Source organism: Dyella sp. (genome assembly GCF_035685805.1).
In the GTDB taxonomy this organism is placed as follows: Bacteria; Pseudomonadota; Gammaproteobacteria; order Xanthomonadales; family Rhodanobacteraceae; genus Dyella_A.
Window position 1 is genome coordinate 14344 of sequence record NZ_DASSAB010000043.1, and the last position, 13630, is coordinate 27973.

Genomic DNA, 13630 nt, shown 5'->3' on the forward strand with positions numbered 1-13630 from the left:
CCGCAGTGGTTTCCTTCTCGATCGGCACCTCGCTCGCTTAAGCTACGCGGATGCCTGTCATCCGCGTGCTTCCCCCCGACCTGATCAACCAGATCGCCGCTGGCGAGGTGATCGAGCGCCCGTCTTCCGTGGTGAAGGAGCTGGTGGAGAACAGCCTCGACGCCGGCGCCACCCGTATCGAGGTGGACATCGAGCAGGGCGGGGCGCGGCTGATCCGCGTGCGCGACGACGGCACCGGCATCGCGCCGGATGAACTGCCGTTGGCAGTCGCCTCCCACGCCACCAGCAAGATCGGCAGTTTCGACGATCTGGAGCATGTCGCCAGCATGGGGTTTCGCGGCGAGGCGCTGGCGTCGGTGTCGTCGGTCGCCCGCTTCGCGCTGACATCGCGCGCGCAAGGCGCGGACGCGGCGTTCCGCATCGAGGTGGATGGCGGCCGGCTGCAGGATGCACGCCCCGCGCAGCACCCGCAGGGCACCAGCGTGGAGGTCCGCGATCTGTTCTACAACGTGCCCGCGCGGCGCAAGTTCATGCGCGCCGAACGTACTGAATTCGCGCATATCGATGATCTGCTGAAGTCGCTCGCGCTGGCCCGCGGCGCGGTGGAGTTCCGGCTCAGCCACAACGGCAGGCCGGTACGGGTCTGGAAAGCGGCACGCGACGAGCAGGCCGCGCTGGTTCGCGTCGCCGACGTGCTGGGCGAGACCTTTCCGCAGCACAGCCTGCGCATCGAACACGCCGCGGCGGGGCTGCGGCTGTCCGGCTGGGTGGGCCTGCCGACCGCCTCGCGCGGACAGCCCGATTCGCAGTACTTCTACGTCAACGGTCGTCTGGTGCGCGATCGCGTGGTCGCCCATGCGGTGCGTCAGGCTTATGCGGACGTGCTGTTCCACGGGCGCCACCCGGCCTTCGTGCTGTACCTGGAACTGGATCCGGTCGGCGTCGACGTCAATGTGCATCCGGCCAAGCACGAGGTTCGTTTCCGCGAGCAGCGCCTGGTGCACGACTTCCTTTTCCGCAGCCTGCACGAAGCGCTGGCGCAGACCCGCGCCGGTCAGGCAGCGATGACCGCGGAGCCTGGGCCGGTTGCGAGCGCGAGTGCGGCGGGCGTCCCTGCCGCGGCGGGCATCGGTTCCGTCGCTTGGCCGGTGCATGCCAGCCAGAGCCGCTTGAGTCTGGGCGTGCGGGATCAGCCGCTGGGCGACTATGCGGCGCTGTTCGGCAGCGAATCTCCCGCCCGGGGCGAGGGCTGGTCGCAGCCATCGATGGCGTCGGACGATCCCGCCCAGGCGCCGCCACTGGGCTTCGCCCTGGCCCAGCTCAAGAGCATCTATGTGCTGGCCGAGAACGAGCACGGCCTGGTGCTGGTGGACATGCATGCGGCGCACGAGCGCATCACGTACGAAAAGCTCAAGCACGCCCGCGCGGGAAATCAGCTGCGCTCGCAGGTCCTGCTGGTGCCGCTGAGCCTGGCGGTCAGCGCACGCGAAGCGGCCGCTGCCGAGGAGCACGCCGAGGCGCTGGCGGCGTGGGGTCTGGAGCTGTCGCGCGGTGGCCCTTCGGCAGTGGTGGTGCGGCGCATTCCGGCGTTGCTGGAAGGCGCCGATGTCGCCCAGCTCACCCGCGATGTGCTCGCCGAACTGGCCCAGCACGGCAGCTCGCGGCGCCTGCAGGAGCTGGAAAACGAACTGCTGTCGACCATGGCCTGCCACGGCTCGGTGCGCGCGGGGCGGCGGCTGTCGATTCCGGAGATGAACGCCCTGCTGCGCGAGATGGAGGCAACCGAGCGCTCCGGCCAGTGCAACCACGGCCGTCCGACCTGGACGCAGCTTGGCCTCGGCGACCTCGACAAGCTGTTCCTGCGCGGGCGCTGACCCTCGGCAGTTGCCGCGTCCGTGCGGGCACCGACATACTGGTGATTCCCCCGTTGCCGGTTGCCCGCCTGATGATGCGTCGCGTCCCGCTCGCCCTTGCCCTGATCGCCGGAGTCCTGCCCTTGCACGCTGCCGATGTTTCTTCCTCCCAAGGATCCAGTCGCCAAGACGTGGTGCAGCAGGTGGAGCAATGGCGTGCGCAGCGGCTCGCCGGGTTGACCGCGCCGGACGGCTGGCTGAGCCTGATCGGGCTGGAGTGGCTGCGCGCGGGAGACAACCGCGTCGGCAGCGCCGCGGACAATGACGTCGTGCTGGCCGCGGGTCCGGCACACCTGGGCGTCGTGCACGTCGGCGACGACGGAGCTGTCGGCATCCAGCTCGCACCGGGCAGCGGTGCAACCGTGGATGGCAAGGACGTGGCGCAGGCGCCGCTGATCGATGACATGCACGCCACCGGCGATGCCGCTCCCACCACCGTGCGTTTCGGCACCGCCAGCTTCTACGTGATCGACCGGGATGGCCGCAAGGCGCTGCGCGTGAAGGACGCGAACGCCGCTACGCGCACCGGTTTCCGCGGCATCGAGTCGTTCCCGATCGATCCGCAATGGCGCATCGAGGCGCAGTGGGTTCCGTTCGTGCCGCCGGAGAAACTGGAGATCGGCTCGGTGATCGGCACCATCGACGCCGTGGACGTGCCGGGCAAGGCCGTGTTCCAGCGCGACGGGCGAACGTTCGAACTGCGGCCATACCAGGAGGAGCCGGGCGGCGAGCTGTTTTTCGTGATCGCCGACCGTACGTCGGGAAAGGAGACCTATGGCGCCGCGCGCTTCTTCTACGCGGCGCTGCCCGCCGGCGGCGTGACCCGCCCGGGTACCGTCGTGCTGGACTTCAACCGCGCCTACAACCCGCCCTGCGCATTCACGCCGTTCGCCACGTGCCCCTTGGCACCGCCGGAAAATCGGCTGGATATCGCGGTGACCGCGGGCGAGAAAAAATACGGCGAGGGCCACCACTGAGGCTGTCGGCGTAGCCGATCCGCAGCCTCCCGCGCATTAGCCAGGGCTGGAGCCACCGCGCCGGCGGTGGCGCCGACGCGGGTGCCGCGTGGCCGAGTGCTCAGCGGCCGGTAAAGGTAGGCTTGCGCTTGTCGAGGAAGGCTCGCGTGCCCTCGCGCATGTCCTCGCTGGAGAAGATCAGGGCGAAGCCCTGGGTCTCGAATTCCAGCCCCTGATCCAGTGAGCTCTCGCCGCCCTGCAGCACCGCGTCGAGGATCCCTGCGGCAGCCAGCGGTGCGGCGGCGGCCAGCTGGTCGGCCAGTGCCGTGACGGCTTCGTCCAGCGCCTCCGGCGCCACGAGGCGGGTCACGATGCCCAGGTCGTACGCGCGTTGCGCGGGAATCGTCGCACCCGTGAGGCACAGCTCCAGCGCGGCACCCCGGCCGGCAAGGCGCAGCAGGCGCTGGGTGCCGCCGAAGCCGGGAATCAGCCCCAGGTTGATCTCCGGCTGCCCGAACCTGGCCTTCTCGCTGGCGACGCGCAGGTGGCAGGCCATCGCCAGCTCCATGCCGCCGCCGAGGGCGAAGCCCTGGATTCGGGCGACCACCGGCTTGCCCAGGCGCTCGATCAGGCTCATCAGCTTCTGCCCGGTGCGCGAGAACGACTGCGCCTGGATCGGCGTGTAGTCGCTCATCTCCGCGATATCTGCGCCGGCCACGAATGCCTTGTCGCCGCTGCCGGTGAGCACGATGGCACGCACGCTCTCCTCCTGCGCGGCCTGGGTGAAAGCCAGCGTGAGCTCGACGAGGGTGTCGCGGTTGAGGGCGTTGAGCTTGTCCGGGCGGGCGACGGTGATCGTGCGGACGGCGCCGCGGTCGGCGATCTCGAGATTGCGATAGGCCATGGGGAAACCCTGCAGCAGCAAAACCGCGGATGGTAGCAGCGGGAACCTTTCCCGCCAGCGGCACTCTCAGCGGGAGCGTGTGGCCCCGCAGCGCTGCGCCGTGAGCGCGAAGCACTTAGCATGGGGCGTGGTGGTCCCTCTGGAGGAAGGCATGGGAAAGTGGGCAGGTCTGGTCGCGGCGCTCTGGCTGACGAGTGGTGTCGTCGCCCATGCGCAGCAGTCGCCCGCCAAGGCAGCGGCCGCCCCCGACAAGGCCAAGCTGTCCTACGCCATCGGTTATCAGATCGGCAGCCAGTTCGCCGATGGGGAACCGGCAGTCGACCTGGCGACAGTGCAGCGCGCGATGGCCGACGCCTTTGCCAAGCGCCAGCCGGACGTGTCCATGGCGGAGATGCGCGCGCAGTTTCAGGCGCTCGAAAGCCAGATGCACCAGCGGGCGCTGTCGCAATTCAAGCAAGTCGCGCTCACCAATGCGCGCAAGAGCGCGCAGTTCCTGGCGCACAACCGCAGCCAACCGGGGGTGGTCGAGCTGCCCTCGGGCGTGCAATACGCGGTGATCAAGCAGGGCAAGGGCGGTGCCACGCCCAGCGTGGACAGCAAGGTCACGGTCAACTATCGCGGCATGCTGATCGACGGGACCGAGTTCGACAGCACCTGGGCGCACGGGGCGCCGGTCAGCTTCGTGATCAGCGGCGTCATCCCTGGCTGGCGCGACGTGATTCCGCGCATGCACGTGGGCGATCGCTGGAAGGTGGTGATTCCGCCGAAGCTGGCCTACGGCGAGCGTGGCGCGTTGCCGCGTATCGGGCCGAATGAGGCACTGGTGTTCGACATCGAGCTGCTGGGGATCGCCGGGCGCTGATCGCGGCGGCGTCCAGGCGGTATCATCGTTGACCATGTCGATCGATCCGCGCCCCTTTTTCCCGCACACCCCGCTTACTCCCTGCATCGGCACCTGCCGGCTCGACGGGCGCGGCTACTGCCTGGGTTGCCAGCGCTCCATGGGGGAGATCGCGCGCTGGGGCACCATGCCCGATACCGAGCGCCTGTACCTGATGAAGATGGTGCTGCCCGGGCGCAAGGTGTCCTGATGGACCGGTTCTGGCACGCGCTCGCGCCGGCTCTGGTGCCGCTGGCGGAGCCGCCGCAGCCGCCGGGCTGGAATCATCGCGACATGCGCCAGTTGCTTGGCGATGTGGAGCGCCGACCAGCGGCGGTGCTGGTCGGCCTGCGTGAAGGGGCTGACCCGCGCGTGGTGCTGACGGTGCGTACCGCCCACCTGGCCGCGCACGCGGGACAGGTCGCCTTCCCGGGCGGCGGCAGCGATCCGGACGATCGCGACGCGATCGCCACCGCCCTGCGCGAGAGCGAAGAGGAGATCGGGCTCGATCCGCGTCTGGTCAGTCCGCTGGGATATCTCGACGTGTTCGAGACGATCAGCGGCTATTGCGTGACGCCGGTGGTGGCGCGCATCGCCGAACATGCGCCGGTGGCGCCTGCGCCGGACGAAGTGGCCGAGGTGTTCGAGGTGCCGCTGGCGTTTTTCCTCGACCCGGCCAACCTGCGTCGCTACACGATGGAATATCGTGGCCACCAGCGCCCGATGGTGGAGTTCGTGCATGGCGGGCATCGCATCTGGGGCGCCACCGCCGCGATGCTGCACAACATGTTGCAGAGGATGGGCCGCGCATGAGCCTCAAGACCACGCTGATCGACGCCGCCGACGTTGCTGCGATCCCTCCAAGCGAGCTGCTGATCGTCGACTGCCGCTTCGATCTCGCCGATCCCGGGCAGGGCCGACGGGACTTTCTCGCCGGCCATATTCCCGGCGCCGTGTACGCGGACCTGGATCAGGATCTGTCGGACCTGTCGCGTCAGCACGAGGGGCTGGGGCGCCACCCGCTGCCGTCATTGCAGGCGCTGTCAGCCCATCTTGCTCGCTGGGGCTGGCGACCGCGCATGCAGGTGGTGTGCTATGACGCGGCCGGGGGTGCGCTTGCCGCCGCGCGCCTGTGGTGGCTGCTGCGCCTGGGCGGCGTGCGCGAGGTGGCGGTACTGGATGGTGGCCTGGCCGCGTGGAAGGCAGCCGGACTGTCGCTGGCCACCGGCGACCAGGCCGCTCGCGCGTCCGGGCCGGTGGTGCTGAAGCCTGACCCGCACGCGAGCGTGGACCACGCCGGCGCCGCCGCGGCCGCCGCAGCTGGCTTGCTGGTGGACGCGCGCGCCGAGCCGCGCTATCGCGGCGAGGTGGAACCGATCGACACCGTGGCAGGTCACGTCCCGGGCGCACTCAACCGGCCGTTCGCACTGAACCTGGGTGCGGAAGGCCGCTTCAAACCCGCCGAGGCACTGCGTAGGGAATGGCTCGCGCTGCTGGGCGAACGTCCGCCGGAGACGGTCGTGCACATGTGCGGCTCCGGCGTGACCGCGGCCCACAACGTGCTGGCGATGGAGCATGCGGGCCTTGCCGGCTCTCGCCTCTACCCGCCCTCGTGGAGTGGCTGGATCAGCGACGGGTCGCGGCCGGTGGCACGTGGCTCGGACTGAGCCGCGGCCGGCCGCGCATCATTTTTTCTTCAGTCGTGCCACCAGGCCCTGCAACACGGCCTGCGTGTGCGGGTGGAAGAAGCCGTTCACGAAATCATCCAGCGGCAGTTGGTCAATGTCGCGGTATGCCTCGGCAAGATCGGCCCGCGCCAGCGCGCGCGTGGCGAGCATCGCGTGTTCGGGCAGCTTCAGCAGTTCGGTCAGCCAATGCAGGGCACGGGTGGTGACCTGCTCCACGCCAGTGAGCTCGTCGACCATCCCGAGAGCAAGCGCCTCGGCCGATTCGATCATGCTGCCGGAGACCATCAGCCGCTCGGCACGATACGCTCCCACCACCCGACGCAGCGCCAGCTGGATGCAGTCGGGCACACTCAGCCCAACCTGCACTTCATTGAGCCCGATCTTGAACGGCCCCTCGGCCATCACCCGGTAATCGCAGAACAGCGCGAGCACGGCGCCACCGGCCGGGCTGTGCCCGGTGATCGCCGCCACCACCGGCACCGGCGACCGCGCCAGTGCCGCGCCCACGGCGAAGAACTCGCGCCAGAACGCGCGCACCTCGTCGCGCTCGCGCCCCATCAGCGCCGGCACGTCGACGCCGGCTGAAAACATGCCTTGTGCCCCGGACAGCACGATGCCCCGCGCGCCGGTGGCCGGCGCCTCGTGCAGTGCCTGGCGCAGATCACGCAACAGCGAGAGGTCGAGCGCGTTGACCGGCGGCCGGGCCAGGTTGATCTCGACGATGGCGTCGTGGCGGATGAGCTTGAGCATGGCAGCGTCCTTATTGCGGCTGATCGTCGGCGGTCCAGGTGTAGCGCACGGCATAGTCGAGTGTGGTCTCGCCACCGGCCGGCACCTCTACCTTGAAGGTGAGTGTGTCCGGCGAAACCTTGCTGGGCGCGACGCTGGAGGAGGCCAGCTTCCACTCGCGCCAGCGCGAGGGGTGCTCTCGCACCGTCACCGTGCGGGCGCTGTCGCCGGCGTTGCTCAGGGTGACGCGGAACGCTTCGTTCATGGCGCGCCCTTTCTGGTTGACCTCGAACGCGGTGCGTTCGCGCTTGGCCCGCAGGTCGAACACGTTGCCAAGGGTGACCACCACGTCACCGCCCTTGGGCGTGTCCTCGATGCGGCTTTCGCCGACGATCTGCGCCGCGCCGCGGGCATCGCGCGCCAGCACCCGGAGATAGCCCGCCGGCAGCGCATCGAACGCGCGGAATTCGAGCATGCTGGTGATGGCTGAGGAGCCTTCGGACATCACCGACGGATTGGTCATCGGCTGTGGCGGCTGGTAAGCGTTGCCGACCTCGTACAGGGCGGTCCGGGTGCAGGCGAGGTCGTGCGCGCGGTAGAGCGGCAACAGGCTCACGGTGCCATCGGGCAGATCGACCGGGGCACTCAGCCGATAGCTGCGGTAGTCGGCCAGAGCGGAGGCTTCAGGCATGTCCTGCGCCGCGCTCTTGCCGCGGAACGCCATCGCCATCATCGGCGCCGCCGCGCCCGGCTTGGTCAGCTGCGGCTCGCCGGCGATCAGGGTCAGCATGGCGTCATGCCAGTCGCTGCCGCTGCGGTTGGCCACGCTGGCGCGCGACTGCAGCGCCAGTCTGCAGCTCCCGCCCTCGCCAAGGGTGCCGACGTAGGACGCGCGCCAGCCCATGCCAGCGGTGACATAGCTCAGGCGGGCATCGGTGGTTCCGGCCTTGGCGGCGTCCACCCGCAGGTTCAGTCGCGCGCCACTGTCGACGTCGCCGGCCACCCGTACGGCGGTGTAGTCGCGAAACACCAGCGTGTTGTCGCCTTGGCGGATCTGCAGCGCACCGTCGCGAGCGGAAACCAGCTTGCCTGTCGCCAGGGTCTGTCCGTCGTTGGCCAGCACATCGACCTGGCGGCCCAGCAGGTCACCGACCAGCGCGTCGGCGCCCTGCGCCAGGTGCAGTCGCTGCGAGAGAACCTGCACGCTGCCGCCCGGAACCTCCAGGGTGAGTGCCTCCGGGTCGAGGTAGCGGGGCAGGCCCCCCAGCGCCACGTCCTGCACGCCCTTGTCCAGCTGCAGGGTGCGCTGCTCGCGCACCAGGGCATAGCCGGCCTGCACCGGCGCCCCATCGTTGCCGAACAACGAGGCGTCGTCGCTGCGGTACAGCGTCAGTTCGTTCGGCTGGGCGGCGGTGGCGGTACCGGCGAACGCGCCGAGCAGGCAGATGGCCAGCAGTGTCTTGCGCACGGTCGAACTCCTTTCGTGGGGGGAACGACGATCTTACCGAGCGTCGATGAAGCGCACACATCCGTGCGGATGCGGGGCCAACCCCACGAGCTCGTCCCGGCCGTTCAAGCGCCCGCGGCAGCGTCGCGGATCGCCTGTGGCAGCGCCACCGGCTTGCCGCTGGTGGGATCCATCCAGACCATCACCACCTGGCCGTCGCTGTACAGACGCGTGCTGTCCTGTGCGTCGACGATGCGGTGGGCGAGTGTCAGCGAGGTGGTGCCGAGGCGGGTGCAGTACAGCGCGATCGCCAGTTGGCCGGGCCAGGCGATCGGCGAGCGATAGTTGAGTGTGCTGGCAGCAAGTACCGGCATCGACCGCTCGTCGAACCACGGCCCCGGGACGTGCCGCAACCACTGCAGTCGCGCTTCCTCGAGATAGGTGAGGTAGGTGGCGTTGTTGACGTGGTTGAACGCGTCCAGGTCACGCCAGCGCACGTCCATGCGGGCGACGAAAAGCTCTGCCGGCGGCGCGGGCGCCGTCATCGCCGGATCTGCCGCGGGTGGCACATCGGGCGTTGCTGGCGCAGCCTTGGGCGCGCGCGGACGACGCGCGGGCTTGCTTTTCTCGCCGGCCGTCACGAGCGCTTCTTCCTCGGCATCGGGCGATGCTTGTCGGCCGAGGCGATGTGCTTGGTGGCTGCCTTCACGCGCTTGCCGACCTCACCCGCACGCTTGCCCTTGCTGGCCTTCGTGGCGGCAAGTTGCGGTGCCAGGAAGTGGCCCGTGTGCGAGCCCGCCGTTGCGGCGACGGTCTCCGGCGTGCCGGAAACCAGGATGCGCCCACCACCGGAGCCGCCTTCGGGGCCCAGATCGACGATCCAGTCGGCGGTCTTGATCACGTCGAGGTTGTGCTCGATCACCACCACCGTATTGCCCTGGTCGACCAGCTGGTGCAACACGTCCAGCAGCTGCTCGATGTCGTGGAAGTGCAGGCCGGTGGTGGGTTCGTCCAGGATGTACAAGGTGCGGCCGGTGTCGCGCTTGGACAGCTCCTTGGAGAGCTTCACGCGCTGCGCCTCGCCGCCCGAGAGCGTGGTCGCGCTCTGCCCGAGCTTGATGTAATCCAGCCCCACCGCACGCAGCGTGTCGAGCTTGCGCGCCACGCTGGGCACGTTCTCGAACAGCTTCAAGGCATCTTCCACCGTCATGTCCAGCACGTCGGCGATGGTGTGGCCCTTGTAGAGGATCTCCAGCGTCTCGCGGTTGTAGCGCTTGCCGTGGCACACGTCGCAGGGCACGTAGACGTCAGGCAGGAAATGCATCTCCACCTTGATCATGCCGTCGCCTTCGCACGCCTCGCAGCGACCGCCGCGCACATTGAAGCTGAAGCGGCCGGGCGTGTAGCCACGCGAGCGCGCTTCGGGCACCTGCGCAAACATCTCGCGCAACGGGGTGAACAGCCCGGTATAGGTGGCCGGGTTGGAACGCGGCGTGCGTCCGATCGGCGACTGGTCGATGTCCACCACCTTGTCGAACAGGTCCATGCCCGACACCGACGCATGCGGCGCCGGAGGCGTGCCGGCGCCGTTCAATTCCATCGCGGCGAGGCGGAACAGGGTGTCGTTGACCAGGGTCGACTTGCCCGAGCCCGACACGCCGGTCACGCAGGTGAACAGGCCGGCAGGGATGGCCAGGTCGACGTTCTTCAGGTTGTTTCCGCTGGCGCCCCTGAGGTGCAGCCACGAAGCCTTGTCGATCGGCTGGCGGCGCTTCTCGGGAACCTCGATCGCGCGCTTGCCGGAGAGGAACTGGCCGGTGACCGAGCGCGGCGAGGCGAGGATGTCTTCCACGCTGCCCTGCGCCACCACCTCGCCGCCGTGCACGCCGGCACCCGGGCCGATGTCGAGCACGTGGTCGGCCATGCGGATGGCGTCCTCGTCATGCTCCACCACGATCACCGTGTTGCCGAGGTCGCGCAGGCGCGTCAGCGTGCCGAGCAGCCGCTCGTTGTCGCGCTGGTGCAGGCCGATCGACGGCTCGTCGAGCACGTACATCACGCCGACCAGGCCTGCGCCGATCTGGCTGGCCAGGCGGATGCGCTGCGCCTCTCCGCCGGATAGCGTGTCCGCCGTGCGGTCGAGCGTGAGGTAGTTCAGGCCGACGTCACTGAGGAAAGTCAGCCGCTCGCGGATCTCCTTGACGATCTTCACGGCGATCTCGCCGCGCCAGCCGGTCAGCGTGAGCGTCTCGAAGAACGCCAGCGAGTCGTCGATCGAGCGGTGGGTCAGCGACGGCAGCGCATGATCGGCCACGAACACGTTGCGTGCAGAGCGATTTAGCCGCTGGCCGTCGCAGGCGGGGCAGGGCTGATCGCTGATGTACTTGGACAACTCCTCGCGCACGGCGGCCGATTCGGTTTCCTTGTAGCGACGTTCCAGGTTCGGAAGAATCCCTTCGAACGGATGCTCGCGGGTGACCTTGCCGCCACGCTCGGTGAGGTAGCGGAAGGCAATGCGATCCTTGCCGCTGCCGTACAGCACGGCCTTCTGAGTCGCCGCGGGCAGGCTGTCCCAGGTGGCGTCTACATCGAAGCCGTAGTGCGCCGCCAGCGACAGCAGCATCTGGAAGTAATGCGGGTTGCGCCTGTCCCAGCCGCGGATGGCGCCGCGCGAGAGCGGCAGCTCCGGGTGCCCGACCACACGCGCCGCGTCGAACACCTGGGTCACGCCCAGGCCGTCGCAGCTGGGGCAGGCGCCGACCGGCGAGTTGAACGAAAACAGTCGCGGCTCGAGCTCCGGCAACGAGTAGTCACAGACCGGGCACGAGTAGCGCGACGAAAGCATCTGGTCCGGCTGGTCGGTGTGATCCATGTCCGCCAGGATCACCAGCCCGTCGCCCAGGCGAAGCGCCGTCTCGAATGATTCGGCCAGCCGCTGCTTGATGTCCTCGCGCGGCCGGAAGCGATCGATCACTACCTCGATGGTGTGCTTCTGGCGCAGGGTCAGCGGCGGCACCGCGTCCAGGTCATAGACCGCGCCATCAACGCGGGCACGCACAAAGCCCTGCGCGCGCAGCTGGTCGAACACCTGCACGTGTTCGCCCTTGCGCTCGCGGATCACCGGCGCCAGCAGCATCAGGCGCTTCTCGGGGTCCATCGCCAGCGTGGCGTCGACCATCTGACTGACCGTCTGCGCCTCAAGCGGAATGCCGTGATCGGGGCAACGCGGCGTGCCGACGCGCGCGTAGAGCAGGCGCAGGTAGTCGTAGACCTCGGTGATCGTGCCGACGGTCGAACGGGGGTTGTGGGAAGTCGACTTCTGCTCGATCGAAATCGCCGGCGACAGCCCTTCGATATGATCGACGTCGGGCTTCTCCATCATCGACAGGAACTGTCGCGCATACGCCGAGAGCGACTCGACGTAACGGCGTTGGCCTTCGGCATAGATGGTGTCGAAGGCCAGCGAGGATTTGCCCGAGCCGGACAGACCCGTGATCACGATCAGCTGATCGCGCGGCAGGTCCAGGTCGACGTTCTTGAGATTGTGCGTGCGTGCGCCGCGAATGCGAATGGTGTCCATCGCGCCGAGATATGGGGGAGGCCGATCACTATACCAATGCCCTGCCGGCGCCTTCCGGTGCCGCGCTGCTTTGTCACCCGCCCCGCTTCCGCGCGCCGGGTTTGACCACTGCCCCCGCTGTGGCTAAATGCCCGCCTCGACGGCCGGTTGTCCCTTGGAGACACGCATGAAGAATCCACGTATCCGCGGCTGGATCGGCGCCCTGGGCGTGCTGCTGGCGCTTGCTTCGACGACTTCGCTGGCCGCGCAGCCCAGCGAAAAGCAGGTGCGCACGTTGATGGAGGTTTTCGGCGTGGGCCGCATGTTCGGCCAGATGAATGCGCAGATGGCTGGCATGATGGGGCAGCAGCTCCCGTGCGTGCCGGCCAGCTACTGGAACGGGTTCCTCGACGACAAGGGCATCGAGGAACTCACCCGGCGGATGGTGCCGATCTACCAGCGTCATTTCACCGGGCAGGAGGTGGAGGGGCTGCTGAAGTTCTACCGCTCGCCCCTGGGGCGAAAGGTGATCTCCGAAATGCCCGCCGCCATGGCCGAGGCCATGAAGGCCGGCCAGCAGTGGGGCAGCGAGCGCGGCCAGGCAATGGTGGCCGAGCTGCAGAAAAAGGGCACCATCAGCGGGCAGGGCCGCTGTCCAGCAGCGGCGCCGGCGCCTGCGCCGGGCACGTCGGCGCCGAACGCTGCCAAGTGAGCCGCCGGGCCGGTTGCGGCCACGTGTGGTCAATGATTGACCAGCCGGATGAGCGATCGCTATAATCCTGAGTCCGCCGCAGCAGATCATCGCTCCGGGGGAACCCAAGAGAATAACGACAGAAGGGACCATCCCATGAGTTATGCAGTCATCAAGACCGGTGGCAAGCAGTACCGCGTGCAGCAGGGCGACGTCCTGCGCGTGGAGCTGCTGACCGCCGACGAAGGCGCCACCGTGAGCTTCGACGAAGTTCTGCTGGTGGGCGAAGGCGAGTCGATCACCGTGGGCGCGCCCCTGGTATCCGGCGCCACCGTCAGCGCCACCGTGCGCAAGCACGGCCGTGCGGACAAGATCCGCATCATCAAGTTCCGCCGCCGCAAGCACCACAAGAAGCAGCAGGGACATCGTCAGCACTTCACCGAAGTGGAAATCACGGGCATCAACGCCTGAGCAACTGGAGCATTGAGTCATGGCACATAAAAAAGGCGTAGGTTCCAGCCGCAACGGTCGCGATTCGAACCCGAAGTACCTCGGCGTGAAGATCTACGGCGGCCAGGCCATCGAGGCAGGCAACATCATCGTGCGTCAGCGCGGCACCCAGTTCCATCCGGGCACCGGCGTTGGCCTGGGTCGCGACCACACGCTGTTCGCGTTGGTTGACGGCACCGTGCAGTTCAAGGTCCGCGGCGAGAAGAACCGCCGCTTCGTCGACGTCATCCCGGCCTAAGCCCGGATCGTCGCGATCTGCGAAGGCCCCGCTTCGGCGGGGCTTTTGTTTTCTGGCGTCCCGCGCGAGCGCGCGCAGCCGCCCCGGCGGTTCCCGCTAGACTTTTGCCGTTTCC

General features: G+C 68.4%; 14 protein-coding genes. 9 read left to right on the forward strand and 5 right to left on the reverse strand.

Annotated features, from left to right (window positions below; all coding sequences use genetic code 11):
- Positions 1-50 precede the first annotated feature (50 nt).
- Together mutL and VFG40_RS12400 are read left to right on the forward strand one after the other, a co-directional pair.
- A complete protein-coding gene (gene mutL, locus VFG40_RS12395; RefSeq protein ID WP_324897888.1) occupies positions 51-1874 on the forward strand; it encodes a DNA mismatch repair endonuclease MutL in 1824 nt (607 codons plus the stop codon).
- A 71-nt stretch (positions 1875-1945) separates the two neighbouring features.
- Positions 1946-2890 carry a DUF1684 domain-containing protein gene (locus VFG40_RS12400; RefSeq protein WP_324897890.1) on the forward strand — a complete coding sequence of 315 codons (945 nt, stop codon included), beginning with the start codon at positions 1946-1948 and terminating at the stop codon, positions 2888-2890.
- A gap of 100 nt (positions 2891-2990) precedes the next feature.
- Here the strand turns inward: VFG40_RS12400 and VFG40_RS12405 are convergent, their stop codons facing one another.
- Entirely contained in the window at positions 2991-3773 is a 783-nt protein-coding gene (locus tag VFG40_RS12405; RefSeq protein ID WP_324897892.1) for an enoyl-CoA hydratase/isomerase family protein, read from the reverse strand.
- Between the two features lie 151 nt (positions 3774-3924).
- On the opposite strand from VFG40_RS12405, the gene VFG40_RS12410 reads away from it, so the two are divergent.
- Genes VFG40_RS12410 through VFG40_RS12425 form a run of 4 tightly spaced genes read left to right on the forward strand, consistent with a single transcriptional unit; the run spans position 3925 to position 6320 of the window.
- The gene (locus VFG40_RS12410) at positions 3925-4635 is read left to right on the forward strand and encodes an FKBP-type peptidyl-prolyl cis-trans isomerase (protein WP_324897894.1); all 711 of its coding nucleotides are present in this window, start codon (positions 3925-3927) and stop codon (positions 4633-4635) included.
- 34 nt (positions 4636-4669) lie between these two features.
- Positions 4670-4864, forward strand: coding sequence for a DUF1289 domain-containing protein (locus VFG40_RS12415; RefSeq protein WP_324897897.1), 195 nt, complete (start codon positions 4670-4672; stop codon positions 4862-4864).
- Positions 4864-5466, forward strand: a complete 603-nt coding sequence (locus tag VFG40_RS12420; RefSeq protein ID WP_324897899.1) for a CoA pyrophosphatase — start codon at positions 4864-4866, stop codon at positions 5464-5466. The genes VFG40_RS12415 and VFG40_RS12420 overlap by 1 nt, the downstream gene beginning before the upstream one ends.
- Positions 5463-6320 carry a sulfurtransferase gene (locus VFG40_RS12425; RefSeq protein ID WP_324897901.1) on the forward strand — a complete coding sequence of 286 codons (858 nt, stop codon included), beginning with the start codon at positions 5463-5465 and terminating at the stop codon, positions 6318-6320. Before VFG40_RS12420 ends, VFG40_RS12425 begins: the two co-directional genes overlap by 4 nt.
- Positions 6321-6338: 18 nt before the next feature.
- Here the strand turns inward: VFG40_RS12425 and VFG40_RS12430 are convergent, their stop codons facing one another.
- The 4 genes from VFG40_RS12430 to uvrA form a co-directional block, all read right to left on the reverse strand.
- Positions 6339-7091: an enoyl-CoA hydratase/isomerase family protein gene (locus VFG40_RS12430; protein ID WP_324897903.1), complete on the reverse strand. Its 753-nt coding sequence runs from the start codon at positions 7089-7091 to the stop codon at positions 6339-6341.
- Between the two features lie 10 nt (positions 7092-7101).
- Complete coding sequence (locus VFG40_RS12435; protein WP_324897905.1) at positions 7102-8538, reverse strand: DUF4139 domain-containing protein; 1437 nt, start codon at positions 8536-8538, stop codon at positions 7102-7104.
- Between the two features lie 104 nt (positions 8539-8642).
- Positions 8643-9062 (reverse strand): acyl-CoA thioesterase, encoded by a 420-nt coding sequence (locus VFG40_RS12440; protein WP_324897907.1) that lies wholly within the window; start codon positions 9060-9062, stop codon positions 8643-8645.
- 92 nt (positions 9063-9154) lie between these two features.
- Complete coding sequence (uvrA, locus tag VFG40_RS12445; protein ID WP_324897909.1) at positions 9155-12097, reverse strand: excinuclease ABC subunit UvrA; 2943 nt, start codon at positions 12095-12097, stop codon at positions 9155-9157.
- A gap of 166 nt (positions 12098-12263) precedes the next feature.
- On the opposite strand from uvrA, the gene VFG40_RS12450 reads away from it, so the two are divergent.
- The 3 genes from VFG40_RS12450 to rpmA all read left to right on the forward strand — a co-directional run bounded on the left by VFG40_RS12450 (position 12264) and on the right by rpmA (position 13515).
- Positions 12264-12788, forward strand: coding sequence for a DUF2059 domain-containing protein (locus VFG40_RS12450; RefSeq protein ID WP_324897911.1), 525 nt, complete (start codon positions 12264-12266; stop codon positions 12786-12788).
- Between the two features lie 135 nt (positions 12789-12923).
- Positions 12924-13238, forward strand: coding sequence for a 50S ribosomal protein L21 (gene rplU, locus VFG40_RS12455; protein WP_324897913.1), 315 nt, complete (start codon positions 12924-12926; stop codon positions 13236-13238).
- Between the two features lie 19 nt (positions 13239-13257).
- On the forward strand, positions 13258-13515 hold the full coding sequence (gene rpmA, locus VFG40_RS12460; RefSeq protein WP_324897916.1) for a 50S ribosomal protein L27: 258 nt from the start codon (positions 13258-13260) through the stop codon (positions 13513-13515).
- The last annotated feature ends 115 nt before the right edge of the window (positions 13516-13630 follow it).